This window comes from Noviherbaspirillum sp. (genome assembly GCF_036563305.1).
In the GTDB taxonomy this organism is placed as follows: domain Bacteria; phylum Pseudomonadota; class Gammaproteobacteria; order Burkholderiales; family Burkholderiaceae_D; genus Noviherbaspirillum.
Map to the genome: position 1 here is coordinate 1 of NZ_DATCMQ010000005.1, position 17,648 is coordinate 17,648.

18 protein-coding genes and 1 rRNA gene are annotated in these 17,648 nt (G+C 64.2%); 8 read left to right on the forward strand and 11 right to left on the reverse strand.

All coding sequences use genetic code 11. The annotated features are described in order from the left end of the window. Window positions 1–18: 18 nt before the first annotated feature. A 5S ribosomal RNA gene (rrf, locus tag VIM12_RS02820) occupies window positions 19–131 on the forward strand. Window positions 132–324: 193 nt separating this feature from the next. On the opposite strand, the gene VIM12_RS21265 is transcribed toward rrf, so the two are convergent. From VIM12_RS21265 to VIM12_RS02835, 3 genes are all read right to left on the reverse strand, one after another. Next, entirely contained in the window at window positions 325–684 is a 360-nt protein-coding gene (locus tag VIM12_RS21265) for an IS3 family transposase (protein ID WP_414691740.1), read from the reverse strand. A 78-nt stretch (window positions 685–762) separates the two neighbouring features. Beyond that, window positions 763–2,070, reverse strand: coding sequence for an MFS transporter (locus VIM12_RS02830; RefSeq protein ID WP_331940099.1), 1,308 nt, complete (start codon window positions 2,068–2,070; stop codon window positions 763–765). Between the two features lie 119 nt (window positions 2,071–2,189). After that, the gene (locus VIM12_RS02835; RefSeq protein WP_331940100.1) at window positions 2,190–2,660 is read right to left on the reverse strand and encodes a MarR family winged helix-turn-helix transcriptional regulator; all 471 of its coding nucleotides are present in this window, start codon (window positions 2,658–2,660) and stop codon (window positions 2,190–2,192) included. A gap of 50 nt (window positions 2,661–2,710) precedes the next feature. Between VIM12_RS02835 and VIM12_RS02840 the strand changes: the two genes are divergently transcribed. Then, window positions 2,711–3,145 (forward strand): hypothetical protein, encoded by a 435-nt coding sequence (locus tag VIM12_RS02840; protein WP_331940101.1) that lies wholly within the window; start codon window positions 2,711–2,713, stop codon window positions 3,143–3,145. A 56-nt stretch (window positions 3,146–3,201) separates the two neighbouring features. Here the strand turns inward: VIM12_RS02840 and VIM12_RS02845 are convergent, their stop codons facing one another. The 3 genes from VIM12_RS02845 to VIM12_RS02855 form a co-directional block, all read right to left on the reverse strand. Then, entirely contained in the window at window positions 3,202–4,965 is a 1,764-nt protein-coding gene (locus VIM12_RS02845) for a carboxylesterase/lipase family protein (protein WP_331940102.1), read from the reverse strand. Window positions 4,966–5,119: 154 nt separating this feature from the next. Further along, entirely contained in the window at window positions 5,120–5,506 is a 387-nt protein-coding gene (locus VIM12_RS02850) for a hypothetical protein (RefSeq protein WP_331940103.1), read from the reverse strand. 91 nt (window positions 5,507–5,597) lie between these two features. After that, window positions 5,598–6,293 (reverse strand): SDR family NAD(P)-dependent oxidoreductase, encoded by a 696-nt coding sequence (locus VIM12_RS02855; RefSeq protein WP_331940104.1) that lies wholly within the window; start codon window positions 6,291–6,293, stop codon window positions 5,598–5,600. A gap of 227 nt (window positions 6,294–6,520) precedes the next feature. On the opposite strand from VIM12_RS02855, the gene VIM12_RS02860 reads away from it, so the two are divergent. The 3 genes from VIM12_RS02860 (at window position 6,521) to VIM12_RS02870 (ending at window position 8,205) form a co-directional block, all read left to right on the forward strand. Further along, window positions 6,521–6,853, forward strand: coding sequence for a hypothetical protein (locus VIM12_RS02860; protein WP_331940105.1), 333 nt, complete (start codon window positions 6,521–6,523; stop codon window positions 6,851–6,853). 140 nt (window positions 6,854–6,993) lie between these two features. Then, window positions 6,994–7,203: a hypothetical protein gene (locus VIM12_RS02865; RefSeq protein WP_331940106.1), complete on the forward strand. Its 210-nt coding sequence runs from the start codon at window positions 6,994–6,996 to the stop codon at window positions 7,201–7,203. A gap of 804 nt (window positions 7,204–8,007) precedes the next feature. Beyond that, complete coding sequence (locus tag VIM12_RS02870; protein WP_331940107.1) at window positions 8,008–8,205, forward strand: hypothetical protein; 198 nt, start codon at window positions 8,008–8,010, stop codon at window positions 8,203–8,205. Between the two features lie 56 nt (window positions 8,206–8,261). Here the strand turns inward: VIM12_RS02870 and VIM12_RS02875 are convergent, their stop codons facing one another. Both VIM12_RS02875 and VIM12_RS02880 read right to left on the reverse strand, forming a co-directional pair. Next, window positions 8,262–8,564, reverse strand: a complete 303-nt coding sequence (locus tag VIM12_RS02875; RefSeq protein WP_331940108.1) for a hypothetical protein — start codon at window positions 8,562–8,564, stop codon at window positions 8,262–8,264. Window positions 8,565–8,578: 14 nt separating this feature from the next. Beyond that, a complete protein-coding gene (locus VIM12_RS02880) occupies window positions 8,579–11,248 on the reverse strand; it encodes a DNA translocase FtsK (RefSeq protein WP_414691741.1) in 2,670 nt (889 codons plus the stop codon). Between the two features lie 218 nt (window positions 11,249–11,466). Here VIM12_RS02880 and VIM12_RS02885 point away from each other — a divergent pair, with 218 nt between their 5' ends. Further along, window positions 11,467–12,234 (forward strand): SDR family oxidoreductase, encoded by a 768-nt coding sequence (locus VIM12_RS02885; protein ID WP_331940110.1) that lies wholly within the window; start codon window positions 11,467–11,469, stop codon window positions 12,232–12,234. Window positions 12,235–12,274: 40 nt separating this feature from the next. Here the strand turns inward: VIM12_RS02885 and VIM12_RS02890 are convergent, their stop codons facing one another. The 3 genes from VIM12_RS02890 to VIM12_RS02900 are packed head-to-tail and all read right to left on the reverse strand — an operon-like array spanning window position 12,275 to window position 14,004. Further along, on the reverse strand, window positions 12,275–13,063 hold the full coding sequence (locus VIM12_RS02890; RefSeq protein ID WP_331940111.1) for an anti-sigma factor: 789 nt from the start codon (window positions 13,061–13,063) through the stop codon (window positions 12,275–12,277). Then, the gene (locus tag VIM12_RS02895; RefSeq protein ID WP_331940112.1) at window positions 13,060–13,566 is read right to left on the reverse strand and encodes a sigma-70 family RNA polymerase sigma factor; all 507 of its coding nucleotides are present in this window, start codon (window positions 13,564–13,566) and stop codon (window positions 13,060–13,062) included. The genes VIM12_RS02890 and VIM12_RS02895 overlap by 4 nt, the downstream gene beginning before the upstream one ends. Window positions 13,567–13,605: 39 nt before the next feature. After that, window positions 13,606–14,004: a hypothetical protein gene (locus VIM12_RS02900; protein ID WP_331940113.1), complete on the reverse strand. Its 399-nt coding sequence runs from the start codon at window positions 14,002–14,004 to the stop codon at window positions 13,606–13,608. Between the two features lie 242 nt (window positions 14,005–14,246). Between VIM12_RS02900 and VIM12_RS02905 the strand changes: the two genes are divergently transcribed. Continuing rightward, on the forward strand, window positions 14,247–15,899 hold the full coding sequence (locus VIM12_RS02905) for a GMC family oxidoreductase (protein WP_331940114.1): 1,653 nt from the start codon (window positions 14,247–14,249) through the stop codon (window positions 15,897–15,899). Further along, a complete protein-coding gene (locus VIM12_RS02910) occupies window positions 15,896–17,629 on the forward strand; it encodes an aldehyde dehydrogenase family protein (RefSeq protein WP_331940115.1) in 1,734 nt (577 codons plus the stop codon). The genes VIM12_RS02905 and VIM12_RS02910 overlap by 4 nt, the downstream gene beginning before the upstream one ends. Window positions 17,630–17,648: the final 19 nt, after the last annotated feature.

Genomic DNA, 17,648 nt, shown 5'->3' on the forward strand with positions numbered 1-17,648 from the left:
ACCAGCCAACAAGTTATGCCTGATGACCATAGCGAGTCGGAACCACCCCTTCCCATCCCGAACAGGACCGTGAAACGACTCTACGCCGATGATAGTGCTGCAACCAGTGTGAAAGTAGGTAATCGTCAGGCTCTTACCCCAGAAAAGCCCCGGCTCGTGCGAGTCGGGGCTTTTTGCTTTGCAGCGCCGGAAAAGCGGCAAAAGCGAACACCACCCATTTCGTACCTGATGCTGACCTGCTACCCAATTCAATCCTCAATCGACATGGAATCTGCGGTTGAAAAACTATCTGCAAGGCGGTTTGGTGTCATGTAGCACGGCGATCTATGCGGCCGCTGCTTGTTTATTCCTGGTGACCTGCCGCTCGACGCCAGCGATTCTCTTTCTCTTCCGTCTTCTGACTGCCAAACCTGCCTGCTGATAGATGCGGAACAATCGTTTGTGGTTGACAGCCCAGCCTTCGCGCTTGACGAGCACATGCAACCGTCGATAACCGTAGCGCCGCTTGTAGGCGGCCAGCTCGCACAGCCGCTCGCGCAAGGCCTGGTCATCCGCGCGACGCGGTTCATAGCGGTACAAGGACCGGGATATTCTGATAAGCCCACAGGCGCGGGTAACGCCCAAGCCATACACTTGCATGACATGCGCCGCCGCTTCCAACAACGCTTGCAGCAAAAAATACACCTCGAATATCGCAATTAACCGTCCTAACTGAATCTATGTGGGATGACAGGCGCCGCCACGCGGCGCCCTGCAGCGACGTTAGCGGACGTCCTGTGCGAATGCACTGGGCACCCGGCCTTTTCGCGCCAGCAGCAGGGCTACCAGGGTGATGAACGCGGAGAGCGACAGGTAGTAACCGACATAACCTAGTCCGTAGTGCGTGGCGAGCCACGTGGCGGCGTAGGGTGCGAGCGACGCACCAAGGATGCCACCGATATTGAACGTCAGAGAGGCGCCGGTGTAGCGCACCTGCGCGGGGAACAACTCGGACAGCAGCGTGCCGAGAGGGCCGTAGGTCATGCCCATCAGCGCCAGGCCGAGCGACATGAAGAGGGTGACTTCCAGGACGCTGCCCGAGCCGAACAACGGGGCCAGCACAAGGCCGAACAACAGGATCGCAATGGTCACGAGGATCATCGTCCTGCGCTGCCCGTGGCGGTCCGCCAGGACGGCGGACACCGGTATCGTCAGGCCGAAGAACACGACTGCAAAGAGTTGAAGCAGCAGAAATTGCGGACGGGTGTATCCCAGAGCGCTCGTGCCCCAGCTGAGGGCAAACACCGTCATCAGGTAGAACAGAACGAAGGTGGCGAGGGCGATGAGGGTGCCGAGCACCAGCGCGCGGCCATGATTGTGGAACACGTCCAGGGCCGGGATCTTGACGCGTTCATGCTTGTCGAGGACTGTCTGGAACACCGGTGTCTCGGTGATCTTGAGGCGGACGAAGAGACCGACGATCACGAGCAGGGCGCTGGCAAGGAAGGGGATACGCCAGCCGAAGGAAAAGAATTGCTCCTCGCTCATCGTCTCGCTCAGGAGCAGGAATATGCCGCCGGAAAGGAAAAATCCGATAGGTGCGCCAAGCTGCGGGAACATGCCGTACCACGCTCGCTTCCCAGGTGGGGCGTTCTCGGTGGCCAGCAGTACCGCGCCGCCCCATTCGCCGCCGAGCCCCAGACCTTGTCCGAAGCGGCAGAGCGCCAGCAACAATGGCGCCAGCGCGCCAATGCTTGCATAGGTGGGGAGCAGGCCGATGACCACGGTCGAGATGCCCATGGTCAGCAAGGCGGCCACCAGGGTCGCCTTGCGGCCTATGCGGTCGCCGTAGTGGCCGAAGACCGCCGAACCGACGGGGCGAGCGAAGAAAGCGATGGCGAATGTCGCCAGTGACTGCAGGGTCGCCGCAGTCGGGTCGCCGGACGGAAAAAACAATTTCGGGAAGACCAGTACTGCGGCGGTCGCGTAGATGTAGAAGTCGAAGAACTCGATGGTGGTGCCAATCAGACTGGCAAACAGCACGGTTGCCGGTGAATTCTTCTGTGCTTGGTTCAAGGTCTTGCTGCTCACTGCGAAATCCTGTTGAAGAGGCTGAAATAGCACCGTACCCCGGTTGGATTTTCAGCCTTGCGTGAACGCGGGCAGCGTCACGAGGAGGAGGATCCGGCGGGGAGGGCCCGCGCGCAAATCTATTCGGCGGAACGGTCGGCCTGGGAAGATTCGTGGACAGCGACGGCAGCGCAGAGTGTGTCGAGGACGCGGATACAGGCGTCGAGATCGGATGCGGCGACACCGCGGAAGAGATTGCGTCGAAAAGGCAGAAGTGCCTTTTCAAGCTCGTCTGCCCGCATGCGACCCTCGTCCGTCAAGCTTAGTACGCGTGCCCGGCGATCGGTTTCATCTTCTGTCCGTTGAACCAGTCCACTGGCAATCAGCTGATCGATCAGCCGCACCAGAGACGACGGCTCCAAGCCGATGGCATCCGCCAGTACACCCGGCCTCACACCGTTCCCTAGCCTGCCGATCATGATGACCGGCCACGCCGCGGCCTGCGAGAGTCCGTAACCTGCGGCAAGCCGGTCGGCTGCAGCCTTGTAGGCGCGCGAGGCTTGGGTGAGCAACATTGTCAGTTGCATCAGGGTCCGGTCGGGAGTGCGCATCGAGGCGGCGGCAGAGTAGTTTGCATGCGAAATATTAGCATGGATATTAAATGGCGCTGACCCGCCGGGAATTGGTGTTCGTGGTCAACTGGCGCGCCCTTGCGCCGCCGGCGATCTTGACGGTGGTTGCCGCTGGCCGCCTGGAGCGGCGGCACAGGATGGGGCGGCGTGTGGGAGGAATCCTTCGTACGCCGACTTGTCACACCATGAATGCTGGCCAAATTTACAAGGAGCTGAGGATGGAACGCCAGGAAATCAGCCTTGAGCAACTGGAGATGATGGCCGCCGCGATGGCGCAGGCGCTGCCTGATCTGGAATGTCCGGAGTGCTGCGAGTGCACCTGGGTCTATCACTACATCGAGCGCAGCGCGGTGCTGTATCAGGAAGAGCACGACTGGGCCTGCCTGTTCCAGGCCCTGTTGCGATATCGCGCGCTGCGATGCCCTCTGCAGAGCGGGCAATCCGGGGGCGCGCCACCCCGCTGACGCACGGTCGGAGCGGAGTGGCGCGGGGCAGGTACGTTGTACCTGCCCCGCGATGCTCACTGTACGCTGATCGCCTTCTCCGTTGCGGTCGCATCAAAGATGAGCTTCTGCGGCCACGTCGGCCAGAAGACGCCGAGCGTCCGGTTGTTGGGGTCGCCCTCACTGGCGAAGGCGCCGATGCTTCGCATCATGGCGTCGGACAACGCGAGTCGACCCGGCTGGTTAGCGCGGGTGTTCATGATGTTCGCCATGAGGGACGGTCCGAAATTGCCGAACACAAACGGCAGGTCGAACAGGTGGGCAGCGCCATAAATGTCATTCCAGGGCGCCGGCTGTTCATCCCAGTCGAACCGGTAGTACCAGACGTCAGGCTGCTTCGACTTCAAGGCGTTCAGGATATCGTCCCGGCTTGCGAGGAAGAAGATCCGGTTGAACTGCTCCGCGCGCGCCGTAAAGCCGGTGACGGGTGCGTTGACCGGCAGGTAGGCAGGCGCGATCCATTCCTCGACCGTGGTCTGCGGCGGCGCATCCGGGCGGTACGAGAAGTGATTGGCGAACAGCTGGGCGTCGGTCACGATGCGTGCACTTCCGGGAACGCCGCTGACCAGGGGGAGGAAGGACGGGAAGAGCTTGCCCTCGTCGCGCGTATTCCCCGCGAGGACCGGTACCCGAACGTAGTCGTTGCTGCGGATCGCCGCTATCGGATCACTTGCGACAACGCTGCCGTCCGGGATGGGTCCGGAGCCTGCCAGTCCCCCAGCAGCCAGCCTTGTAAGCAGCACGGTGAAGAGCGTCGAGGGCGACTTCGACCGCAGGTAGGCCGCAATCTGCTCCCGGGTCTGGCTGGCTGCATAGGCTTCGGCAGAGGCCGCGTCGGTGGCCTTGCCGTCGGCGATCAGCAGGTTATGGAGCAGGGCATTGCCTTGCGCAAGATAGGTCGACGCCGGCGACATCGTCGGAATACTGCCTGGCGGCAGGCTGCCGGCAAGCGACAGGCCGCCGCTCATCGGCACGATCTTGTGGAAGAGCTTGGGATGCGCGTTGGCCAGTTTGGGAGAAGTCAGCAGGGCATAGACGTTCACAGCGCCGGCAGACTCGCCCATGATGGTCACGTTGCCCGGGTCGCCGCCAAAGCGTTCGATGTTCCGCTGAATGAATTCGAGGGCCTTGATGCTGTCGAGGATCGCGAAGTTGCCCGAGTCGTTGTCCGGATGGGTGCCGGTCTTGAGTTGCGGCAGGTTGAGGAAGCCGAAGATGCCGAGGCGGAAGTTGGCCGTGACCACGACCGCGTTGGCAGTACGGGCCAGGTTGGCACCGTCGTACATCGGATCCGCCGTATAGCCGGAGACATTGCTGCCGCCGTGGAAAAACACGATGACCGGCAACTTCGGCTTGCCGGTCGACGGGCGCCAAATGTTGAGGTACAGGCAGTCCTCGCTGCCCACTGCCTGGTTCAATGTCGTGCCTATGGTTTCGTCGTAGCGATTGTTCGCGCCCGGGCCATAGATACGGCCGTACTGCGCGCAGGCATTGCCGAACTGCCGGGTCGACAGGATTCCCTGCCAGCGTTCGGGATCGACCGGCGGGCGCCAGCGGAGTTCGCCTATCGGGGCCTTGGCGAAGGGAATACCCTTCCATGCCAGGGTGCGGGTTGTACTGGCGTTGTCGACTCCTTCGATGCGGCCATATTCCACGGCGCGAACGGTGCTGCCGGCGCCGTTTCTGCCGGCTTCAGGCGCGTTGCCGTTATTCGCGTGGGCACAGAGGAGTGGAAGGGACAAGCCGGCGACTGCCAGGCCGCGGAGCGTGCTGCTGAGCATGATGCGTCTCCTTGATCATGTTATTCGGACATCTGCCGGCGGCCGTGGGCCGCCGAAGCAGAAGAACACGCCCGGCCGCAAATGGACTGGGCGTAGATCAAGGAGTGGTTTGCGCTGGCTCAATCAGCGGCAGTGGAAGAATCCGACCGGGAAATCAGATGTTATAACGTTCCAGCGCCTCGCGCGCCGCGTCGTCCTGGCTACCGTCGTTCAGGCGGATGTCCAGGCCGGGTTCACGCCGGCAAGCCTTTCGGGGGCGACCCTCGCCGGCCATGCTGTTGAGTTGCTTGCGCAGGTGCCTTGCCAGCGAAACCCGCTTTTCCGACCGGGTCAGCGGATAGCGGCTGCGGATATGAAACCCGTCTTCGAACACCACGCGCACTTCGCACTGCGCGTTGTCCGTGTCCTGCTCATTCGCCACCCAGCGTTCCAGCACGGTGTTCGCCGCTTCCATTGATGTCACGCGTGCATTCGCCCGCGCGTCGACCGCCTCGAGTTCGATCTTCGATACGTCGACCTTTTCCGTTACGTCCGTAGCCACTTTGTCCATCCGCAGAGAAGTACCTTCACGTTGGGCAAATGGGGGCGCGGTCGTTCTTTTCAATCGGCAGGAGCGGCGGCAAGGAAGAATTTCAGACGCGGCCGGCGACCGGTATGCACGCACCTGAGATCGGCGCGGCGGCGTCGGACAGCAGGAAGGCGATGACCTTCGACAGCGCCTCTGGCGTGACCCATCGACTGGCATCGGCATCCGGCATGTCGGCGCGGTTGGCCGGGGTGTCGATGATGCTCGGCAGGACGGCGTTGACGGTTATGCCAGTGTCCTTCAGTTCCTCTGCCAGCGATTCCGTGAGACGCGCAACGCCCGCCTTCGACGCCGCATAGGCGCCCATTCCGGCAGCCGCCTTGACCGAGGCGAGGGCGCCGATATTAACGATGCGCCCGGCACCGCGGCCAAGCAGGAATGACAAGGCCGTCTGGGAAGCGACCACCGCGGTCCGGAGGTTGATCGCGTACATGCGGTCCCAGGCTTCGATGGTCCCGCCTTCCAGCTTTTCCCAAATGAAGGCGCCGGCCACGTTCACCAGCCCGTCCACGCCGCCGAAGCGGGAGGCGACCTGCGCGAACGCGCCATGCGCGGCAGTTGGGTCGCCGAGGTCGATGCCGCCGATGGCAAGAATGCCGGCTGGCGTGTCGGGAGCGGCGCCGCTCCGGTCGAGCAGCGCCACACGCGCCCCCAGTGATGAAAGTTCTGCGCCGAGTGCGCGCCCAAGTGCGCCAAAGCCGCCGGTGACGATAATGGATTTGCCCTGCAGGCTGGTGGACATCGATATTCTCCTGTTGTTTCTTTTGTATGCCGAAGGCATGCGTCAAGGTGGGTATTGTAGTGATACGTGCATGATTTTTCAGCACGCTTTCCGAAGCTTTAACAGAAAGACAATAGACCGTCGCGGACCCTTCGCGAAAGCGCAAAGATGTCGGTATATATAAGGAACTTGATACGGGTTAACGCGTCAGTAGGGCATTGCTTCTCGTCGTTTCTTTAGGAAGACACATGACCACTACTGAACATCCACTGTTGAACCAGGAATCCTATGACCCGAACCGCATGCTCGATGGCGTGATCGAAAAGATGGGGCTGAAGAACGACGCTGCGCTGTCGCGGGTCATGGAAGTAGCGCCTCCTGTGATCAGCAAGGTGCGCCATCGCCGTCTGCCGGTCGGTGCGTCCCTGCTGATCCGGCTGCACGAGGTGTCGGGCCTGAGCATTGCCGAACTGCGGCAGCTCATGGGCGACCGTCGGCAGAAATTCCGCGCCAGCGATACCTATGGCCGCCCGCCCGCTCAGATGGGAATGGGCTCCTCGGGACTCGGCAATTCGGTCTGAGAGGACGCATCCCGTTGCTGCATCAGCATGCTGCCCGTGCGCGCACCGGCGGCATTTTTTTTGCACGACGCGCCCGGGTTTGAGATCCGTTAACGGGTACTTGCCTTTGCAACTGTATGTTTGTACAGTATTCGAGGCAGATGGATAAACCCTTGGAGGATGCAATGCGGGCAGGGAATGCGCTTTCGCTGCTGAAGGACGGCGAGCTTTGCGTGATCGTGACCAAGCGGGGTGAACAGCAAGTGCGCTGGAGCGTGCCCGCCTGGTGTTTCTTCTACCTTAGGCGTGGCACGCCGGTCATGTGCGACCCCGCGCAGATCGAAGAATGGCGACCGCTTGGAAGGCAGTGACCGTCGGCGCGGCAGGCCTTCTCCTGCAGACTACATCCCTGCGAAACGGGCAGCGACGACGGCAACGGTGGTAACAGCGGCTGCGGCGAGGGCGGTGCGCAGCATGATGTCGGCTAGGTCACGGAGTAGCATGGCGGTGCATTAAAAATGAAGTGGACGCATGCAAACGATAGCAGCGAAATTTCCACCGATAAACAAGAAAATGCGTCGGCATCTCCATTCAATTCACCGGCGTCGTGTCGCAGCGACAGCTGTTGCTATACACAGCACTCCGCATGTCACTATCCGTGCAGCCGGCACGCGATTCCACTGGAGTTGTCGTCCCGGCACGCAGCAGTTCTGCACGCAAACCTTACAGCTTGCCGAGCATGGACGAAGACGCCTTTGCAAAGCCTGCTTCGATCTGCATCGGACAATGGCAAGCCAGCGATGTAGACATGCAAACATACCGACATGCAAGTCTACGCGCGGTCGCAGGTGCGCTGTGGAGCGCGCGGCACGTACAGCATCAGTACTATCCCTCCACGCGAACCAGACATAGCGACGTGATGATTTCCTTCGTGTTGCCCCGCACCTGAGCATACTACCAAGGGCGAATTTGACGAAATGATAACGATGGGCGCGCCGCGCGATGAATGGACGCTATGTAGGTTTATGCCGAGTGGTGCCCACCCCCGGATTCTGAACTTTGTAGGACGATTCCGAATTTCTCTTGCGGTTCATCAACGGCTTTTTGGGCCGGTCGTCGCATACTCTGGTCATCCCAGTTCGACATTTCAACTTCACCCAACCTCAACGAGAGCCATGTACACTGCACCCGCAATCGAAGACCTGATCCACGCAACCCTTGGCAGCAACGCTTCCGCCCGCGAGCGTCACGTTCTGCGCGAATCGCTGCTCAATCTGGTACGCCTCGCTCGCGCCGAGCAATGCGCCGAGATGCAGGCCAGTCTCGACAAGGCAGTGCACGCGGCACCCGCAGAATCTGCACTGTTGGCATAAGCAGCAAGAAGAATAAGTCGGTTTGATGCGAGGTTGCGAAAGCGACCTCGCTTTTTTTATGCGTCGGCGTCGCGGAGTTGATCAAGCAGATCCAGCTCGGCTGCCGCCCAGGCGACGAAAACATCCAGGCTGGTCCGTATCCGCTGGTATTCGGCATCGTCGTCCGGCGTGACGGGGCGGGCGCAACGCAGCAGCTGCTGCCATCCGCTCCCGGTCTGCAGCAGGTTCTCCAGGATCTGCCGGCGATTGGCCATCATCATGATCCTGAATTGATCCGTCATTGCCGACGCGAGGTCGGCGGACTGGCGCCACGCATCGAGCATGGCTTCCAGGTCATCTGCTGAGATATCGAGTTTCATTCGGGTGTCAGGGATCAGCCGGCAGACGGCGGGACCAGGATCTCACGGCTGCCGTTTGCGGCCATGGGGGACAGGATGCCGGCGGTTTCCATTTGCTCCACCAGGCGGGCGGCACGGTTGTAGCCGATCCGGAGCTGGCGCTGCACGGCCGAGATCGAGGCGCGCCGGCTGCGGATGACGAAGGCGACGGCTTCGTCATAGAGCGGATCGGATTCGGGATTTGCCTCGTCGCCCAGCAGGTCTGTGGGGGGCTCCTCGCTGGCCGGGCCGGCGAGGATGGCATCCTCGTATTCCGGTTCGCCGAACTGCTTCAGGTATTCGACGACGCGGTGGACTTCCTCGTCGGAGACGAATGCACCGTGCACCCGTTGCGGATAGCCACTGCCGGGCGGCAGGAACAGCATGTCGCCGTGGCCGAGCAGCGTCTCGGCGCCCATCTGGTCGAGCACCGTGCGCGAGTCGATCTTGGACGACACCTGGAATGCGACGCGCGTCGGGATGTTGGCCTTGATGAGGCCGGTAATCACGTCCACCGACGGACGTTGGGTAGCCAGGATCAGGTGGATGCCTGCCGCGCGCGCCTTCTGCGCAAGACGCGCGATCAGCTCTTCGATCTTCTTGCCCGCCACCATCATGAGATCCGCCAGTTCGTCGATTACCACGACGATCATGGGCAGTGTCGACAGCGGCTCCGGCGCGTCGGGAGTGAGCGAGAACGGATTGGCCACCTTGCTTTCCGTCGCTTCGCCGTCGCGGATCTTCTGGTTGTAGCCGGCCAGGTTGCGCACGCCCAGCGCCGACATCAGCCGGTATCGCTTCTCCATTTCGCCGACGCACCAGTTGAGCGCATTGGCGGCGAGCTTCATATCGGTGACGACCGGCGCCAGCAGGTGCGGGATGCCGTCGTAGACCGACAGCTCCAGCATCTTGGGATCGATCATGATCATCCGCACATCTTCCGGGGTGGCCTTGTAGAGCAGCGACAGGATCATTGCATTGATGGCCACCGACTTGCCGGAGCCGGTCGTGCCTGCCACCAGCATGTGCGGCGCGCGCGCGAGGTCGGTCACCACCGGCGCGCCGGTGATGTCCTTCCCCATTGCAAGCGTGAGCCGGGATGGCGAAACACGGTACGCGGAGGATTCCAGCATTTCGGACAGGCGAATCGTCTGCCGCTTTGCATTCGGCAGTTCCAGTCCCATGCAGGTCTTGCCCGGAATCGTCTCTACCACCCGGATCGAGGTCAGGCCAAGCGCGCGCGACAGGTCCTTCATCAGGCCGACGATCTGCGCGCCGCGGACGCCGACCGCCGGTTCGACCTCGAAGCGGGTGATCACCGGGCCGGCGCAGGCACCGAGTACCGTGACCGGCACCTTGAACTCCTTGAGACGCTGCTCGATCAGTTGCCCGGTCTCGGCCAGCTCGGCGTCGGGAATGTCGATGGCATCGGCGGGCAGGCGGTCGAGCAGGTCGATGGGCGGCAGGTCCGCCGCGCTCCAGGTTGTCGCGGCGCTGGCGATGGTCGCCGTCATGATGGCTGCCGTTGCGCTGGAGGACGGCAGCATGGGCGTCGCTGCCGGAGCGTCGGCGGGCACTGTCTCGCATGCTGGCGGCGTTTCAATAGCCGGCTGCCGTTCCGCTGCGCCGGCATCCGTGTCGGCCTCCGCGGATGCGATGCCTGGCTCGCCCACGCCGGCCCCGGGCGTAGCGGCGGCTGGCAGCGGGGCGAGGGGCGGTGCCGGCTCGCGCTCCGACGCCTCGCGCGTGCCGCCCGGATCCCGGAGAACGTCAACCGGTGCAGGCATCGTCTCCGGCAGCAAGGCGGTTGCGCATGGCGGCGCGGGAGGCTCGATGCGCGTTACCGCCTGCGCGGGCCGCGCATGATTGACTGCCGCTGCGTTCGCCTGGGCCGGGGCGTGGTGCGCTGCCGTGTCTTCCTTGTCCGGTTGCTGCGGCGGGTTTCGCTTCGTCATGCTTGCCGGTGTGCTGACAGGCCTTGAGGACGGTTGCAAGCGTGCGAATTGCGGCAGCGGTTCCGGCCGCTGCTGCGCCTGCTCCGCATTGGCGCGGGCCAGCATTGCGGGTGTCGGGCGGATGCTTTCGAATGGCGCCCATTCCGTCCTCGGCTTGTCGGACCTGGCGCGGCTCGCCGGCAGGACTGTCGTGGACTTGTCCATGTGCGCATGGGGCGCCGCCGGGGATGGCAGCCGCCAGGATTCGCGTCGGCGCGCACTGGCTCCGGAGCGGCGGCCATCGGCAGGCGGCACGCGAGGGGTAGCGGAAACAGAAGCCGGGACGGAAGCGGCAGTGAAGGTGGCGGAGGCGGCAGGAGCGCCTGCCGCGACAGCCGTCCGTCGCGGCCGCGGCGCGCCGTCTCGCTTGCCCCTGAGCGCGCGCAGCAGGGCGGGCGCGCTGCTGCCGAACAGCCAGGGGATGGTGGCGACGAGCGTTGCCAGCATCAGCAATGCGGAAAGCGCGGTGCCGGCCAACGCAGTCATCGTACCGGCGACCGCTTCGCCGACCGCCGGGCCTTGCGCGGCAGCCAGGGCCTCAAGGCCGCAGCTCGACAGCAGCGTCAGCAGCGTGCCGAGCCAGAGCCGGATCGAGCCCTGTCCGTTCCATGCTGCCGTCTTCAGGACGGCTGCCCTGCACAGGCGTAACAGCAAGGGGAGAAGCCAAAGCACCGACCATCCGAACCACCCCGACAAAAGCATGCGCACTTCCTGTTCACTTACGTTCGACCGAATGCGCCTGGTCCACACGCGGCGCAAATCGCAGGGCAGTACTGTAGCAGATTGCCGGTTGGGAAAGAACGGTGGATGGGCGGCGCTGCACGCCGGTCGAAAATTTCGGCCGCAAGTAGAATGCTGGATTGCCGAAATCACTATCAAAGGAGACAAGCATGAGCAGGAAAGTTGCCGTGGTAACCGGATCGTCGTCGGGCATCGGCGCCGCCACTGCGCGGCTGTTCGCGCGGAACGGCTACAACGTGGTCGTCAATTTCTCGCGCAACCAGGAGCCGGCGGAGGCCGTTGCGCAGGAGTGCCGCGACCTCGGCGCCGATGTGCTCGTCCAGAAGGCCAACGTCGCCGATGACGCGGACTGCCGCGCGCTGGCACAGGCTGTCGAAGCGCGCTGGGGACGGACGGACGCGCTGGTCAACAACGCCGGCACGACCAAGTTCGTCGCGGCGGCGAATCTCGAGGGCCTCGCTGCCCAGGACTTCCACGACATCTACGCGGTGAATGTGATCGGCGCCTACCAGATGATCAGGGCGTTTGCACCGCTGATGAAGAAGAATCCCGGCGCCGGGGTCGTCAACATCTCGTCGGTGGCATCGGTCGCGGGCATCGGTTCGAGCGTGGCGTACATGGCATCCAAGGGCGCGCTGAACGCGATGACCTTCGGCCTGGCGCGCGCGCTTGCACCGGAGATTCGCATCAATGCCGTCGGTCCCGGCATGGTCGAGACTCCCTGGCTGCAGAATGGGCTGGGCGCGGAGCGCTATGAAGCGACCCGCCAGATGTACATGAAGGCGACGCCGCTGGCGGCCACCATCACGCCGGAGGATGTCGCAGATGCGTGCTACTGGCTATGCGACGGCGCCAGGAAAACCACGGGCGAATTCATCCTGATCGACAGCGGACGCAGCAAGTATCCGGTGCTGTAGCGGCGTCGGTCGGGCGTCGCGCCCGCCGTCCGGCGGCGGCTCACCTGCCGCCCAGTTGCGGGTAAGCGATGCCGGCGATGTGCAGCATCGCGTCGCGCTCCAGGCTTCCGGACACGGCATAGCCGAATGGGCCGTCGACCCAATAGAAGACGGCGAGGCCGCCTTCGTTCGCGAAGCGAAAAGCGGTCGCTTGGTGTCCGGCATTGGTCCGTACGTACAGTGTCAGGCGTTTGCCGTCGCGGTCTTCGTACATGAATTGCGCGGCCGGACCTTGCTGCGCCGGCAGCAGCCGGCCGCCGACGAGCTTGAAGCCGGCGGCCTGCAGGTCCGGGATGACGAGCTTGCCGCCAAGGCGTTTGGACAGCCATTGCACGAGGTGGGCTTCCTGCTCGGCGCCGACCTCCACCGGGTGGCGTACCTCCGGCGTGTACACCACATGCGCGACCGCGGCTTGGCGCGGCAGCATGGCGATGCCATCCGCAGGTGCGGGGCGAAGGTGGCCGTGTGCCACGAATCCGGCAATCCACCCTGCCGTTATCCAGCAAAGCACGGCAGCCGCGCGCGGAAACGTCCACAGGGCCGGTCCGGGCGGAAGGCGCCACCGCCGTCGGCGGCGGGCAAACAGCATTTCCTCGATGCGATCCGGCACCGGCGACTGGCCGAACGGACGGTAGGCGCCGCGCAGCAACGCCTTCTGCGCTTGCCATGCCGTGACCTGCAGCGCATCGTCCGGGTTTTCCTGCAGCCACGCTTTCACCTGCGCCGCGCGTAGCGGCGCGAGGCGGCCGTCGGCATAGGCGTGGAGTTCGGTCTCGGTCGGGACATTCATTTGATGACTTTCAGGTGCGATGCGGCGGGCGGCGCGACCCGGCCGTCGAGGATCGCACGCAGTCTTTCGCGGCCGCGTGCGAGGCGCGACATCACGGTGCCGACCGGGACGCCGAGGATGTGCGCCGCTTCCTCGTAACTGAACTCTTCCAGCGAGATCAACAGCAGGACTTCACGCTGCCAGGGAGGAAGCTGGGCCAGCGCGCGGTCGAGATCGCGTACTTCCAGCCCGTCGCTTTCGGTACCGCGCACCGGCGTCTCGGCCGCAGTCGAATCGTCGTCGGCCTGCGGCAGCAGTGCGTCGCGCCGCATCTGGCTGACGAACAGGTTGTGCATGACGGACAGCAGCCAGGCGTCGAGCCGCGACCCGGGACGGAACAGTTCGGCCCGGGCCAGGGCGCGCTCGACGGTGTCCTGGACCAGATCCTCGCAAGCGGCGCTGTCCCCGGTAAGCGCCCTGGCATAGCGGCGCAGGCGCGGAAGATGCTGGACGATCTCCTTCATGCCCTTGGTTGGCCGGTCCCGGCGGCTGTCGACAACGCTTTACTTTGCCACATGCCAGACGTTGTTGACACCATCGCCGGTGCGGTCGCCGGGTTTCTGGTCCTTGACCCAGTAGTAGAGCGGCTTGCCCTTGTAGGCGACCTGCTTCTTGCCGTCATCGCGGGTGATGACGCTGAAGTCACCGGGAGGCACGGTATTGTCGGCAATCAGCGGCGGCCAGTTTTCCGCACACTTGCCGTTGCACATGCTCTTGCCGTCGGCATCCTTGTCGAAGGTGTAGAGCGTCATGCCATTGCTGCCGACCAGCACGCCGTTTTCCATTTTTGCGGGCGCGCCCGCGCCCTGGGCGCCTGCCGTGCCGGCGACGGCAAGGGCGGCAAGCGCGAGGACGACGGTGGCGAGACGGTGTGCAGCGGGAGTCTTGTGAGTGATGGTCATGGCGTTTCCTTTCAGGTTGAGGTGAACTCCGGGGAAGCGACGACGTCATGCGCCTGTCTTCCTACTTGGCCGGCATCAGGGGGCCGCCGGTCTCCTGTTTTCCCTATTCGCGTTAACGCGCGCGCTTCGCGCTTTATTCCCGGACGCCGGAAAAAATGATTTGGACATTTGTCCAAATCCTGCCTAAGATGCAGTCACAAAAAAGACTGCAAAAAGAGCAACCAACCCGCGCAGGAGGAGACATGCAATTCGACTACGTGATCGTCGGCGGCGGATCGGGCGGCGCCGTACTCGCTGCCCGCCTGAGCGAAGACCCGGCGGTGACCGTCTGCCTGGTGGAGGCGGGCGGCGACGGCCGCGGCATCCTGGTGCGGGCGCCGGCCGGCATCGTCGCGATGCTACCCGGCCGTCCGAAGATCAACAATTATGCATACGAGACCGTGCCCCAGCCCGGCCTCGGGGGCCGGCGCGGATACCAGCCGCGCGGGAAGTGTCTTGGCGGCTCCAGTGCCATCAACGCAATGCTCTATGTGCGCGGCCATCCGTCGGACTTCGACGACTGGGCGCGCCAGGGCTGCGACGGTTGGTCCTTCGAGGAGGTGCTGCCGTATTTCCGGCGATCCGAAGGCAACCAGCGCGGCGAATCCCGCTTGCACGGCGGCCACGGACCGCTGAAGGTGGGCGAGCAGAAGAGCCCGCGGGGCATCACCGAGGATTTCATCCGCGCCGGGATCGAGTGCGGCCACAAGCGCAACGACGACTTCAACGGGGAGGACCAGGAAGGCGTCGGCTACTACCAGGTCACCCAATTCTACGAAGGCCCGCGCAACGGCGAGCGCTGTTCCGTCGCGGCAGCGTACCTGCATCCGGCCATGGACCGGCCGAACCTGACAGTGCTGCTGCATACGCAGGCGCGCCGGCTGCTGTTGCAGGACAAGCGTGCCGTCGGCGTCGAGGTGCAGCGCAACGGCAAGGTGGAAAACCTGCGGGCCCGGCGCGAGGTGGTGCTGGCAGGCGGAACCTTCAACTCGCCGCAGCTGCTGATGCTGTCCGGCGTCGGCGACCCGGACGAACTGGCACGGCACGGCATCCCTGTCCAGCATGCGCTGCCAGGGGTAGGCAAGAACCTGCAGGACCATCTCGATTTCATCATCTCCTGCAAGTCGGGACATACCGACATGTTCGGGCTCGGCCTGTCGGGCAGCGTCGCGCTGGCGAAGGCGGCGCTGGAATGGCGCAAGACCGGGAAGGGCATGATTGCGACGCCGTTCGCGGAAGGCGCGGGCTTCATCAGGTCGTCGGAAACATGCCCGCGGCCGGACCTGCAGCTGCACTTCGTGATCTCGATGGTGGACGACCATGCGCGCAAGCTGCATCTCGGCTACGGCTTCTCCTGTCATGTCTGTGTGCTGCGGCCGAAGTCGCGGGGGGAGGTCGGCCTGTTCGATGCCGATCCGTTTTCGCCGCCGCGCATCGATCCGAAGTTCCTGTCCGACGAGGCCGACGCGGCGCTGCTGCTGAAAGGCACGCGCAAGATGCGCGAGATCATGCGGGCGCCCTCGCTTGCAAAATACTGCTTGCATGAGCTGTATACCGAAGGGGTGGAGGATGATGAAGGACTGATGCGCCACATCCGGGCGCGGGCGGATACGATCTACCACCCCATCGGCACATGCCGCATGGGAAGCGACGACATGGCGGTGGTCGATCCGCAGCTGCGGGTGCGCGGCGTCGCGGGGCTGCGCGTGGTGGATGCGTCGGTGATTCCGACGCTCATCGGCGGCAACACCAATGCGCCGACCGTCATGATCGCGGAGCGGGCGGCGGAATGGATGCGAGGCAGCGCCATGACGGCGGGCATCGCGTCGCAACGGGAACACGAGGAGCTTGCATGAGCACGGTACTTCAACAGGAGACGGCAACGGCCTTCCCGGCACTGGACGACGCGCTGGCAGCGCTGGCCGCCAGGCGGACACAGTGGCCGTCGGTAGGGGTGGCGGAACGGATTGCGCTCCTCGCCGAGATCAAGGAATGCCTGATGCCGGTGGCACAGGCCTGGGCGGAAACCGCGTCGCGCCGGAAGGGTATCCCGGCCGGCTCGCCGCTGGAAGGCGAGGAATGGCTGTCGGGTCCCTACAGCCTGATGGCCTACTGCAATGCGTTGATGGCGACCTTGTCGAAGGTGGCGGACAAGCGGCATCTCGACGGTCTGCCGATGCGCGAACTGCCGAACGGGCAACTCGCGGTGAAGGTCGTGCCGCACACGCTTTGGGACCGGCTGCTGCTGAGCGGCGTCAGCGCCGAGGTCTGGATGGAGCCCGGCGTGGACCGGGTGAACCTCACCCGCCATACCGCATCGGCCTACGAACCGGGGCGGCCGCGGCAGGGCAAGCTGGCGCTGGTGCTCGGCGCCGGCAATATATCGTCGATTGCGCCGCTGGATTGCCTGCATAAGCTGTTTGCCGAACATCAGGTCGTGCTCGTGAAGATGAATCCGGTCAACGACTACCTGGTCGAATTCCTGGAACCGGCGCTGCAGCCGCTGATATCCCGCGGCTACCTGCGCATCGTCCGCGGCGACGCCGCGACCGGCCAGTATCTGTGCAACCACCCGCTGGTCGAGGAAATCCACATCACCGGCTCCGGCGCGGCGCATGATCAGATCGTCTGGGGCAGCGGCGCGGAGGCGGCGGCCAACAAGCAGGCCGGCACGCCGAGGAACCGGCGCCGCATCACCTCCGAGCTTGGCGCGGTATGCCCGACCATCGTCGTTCCCGGGCCATGGAGCAAGGCCGACGTAGCCTTCCAGGCGGAACACATCGCCACGCAGAAGCTGCACAACGCGGGTTTCAATTGCATCGCCTGCCAGGTGTTGGTGATGCCGGCTGAATGGCAGCAGAAGGACAGCCTGCTGGCGCAGGTGAAAAGCGTGATTGCGGCGTCCGCGCCGCGTCCCTTGTACTACCCCGGCAGCAACCAGCGCCTGGAAGGCTTCCGGTCGGCGCTGGGCGCGGACGCGGCGCTGCCGGCCAGCACCGCGCAGTGCCTGGTGGCCAGCTTCCCGGCCGGCGCCTGCGACGGCGCCGAGGCGAGCGAAATCTTCGGCCCGGCGCTGAGCGTCACGGCGCTGCCGGGAAAGGATCCTGAGGCGTTCCTGATCCGCGCGGTCGATTATGCAAACCGGCACCTGCATGGCACCCTGGGCGCGAACATCGTGATTCATCCCGCCACCATGGGAATGATAGGGCGACGTCGCTTCGAGGAGATCATCGCCGACCTGCGCTACGGCTGCATCGCGGTCAACGCCTGGGCGGGCCTGGGTTTCCTGTCCGCGCCGACGCCCTGGGGCGCCTTCCCCGGCCACACCCTGGACGACGTGCAGAGCGGGATCGGTTTCGTGCACAACACCATGTTGTTCGACCGGCCGCAGCGGACCGTGCTGGAGGCGCCTTTCACACCGTATCCGCGCAACCTGATGCGGCTGTCCTTCAGCATGCTGCCAAGGCCGCCGTGGTTCATCACCAACCGGCGCGCGGCAGTACTGGGCCGGCTGCTTACCCGCTTCCAGTACCGTCCGGCGCTGGGCAAGCTGCCCCGCATCTTTTTCCACGCGCTGCGCGGATAGGAGGCTTGGCCGGGGAAGG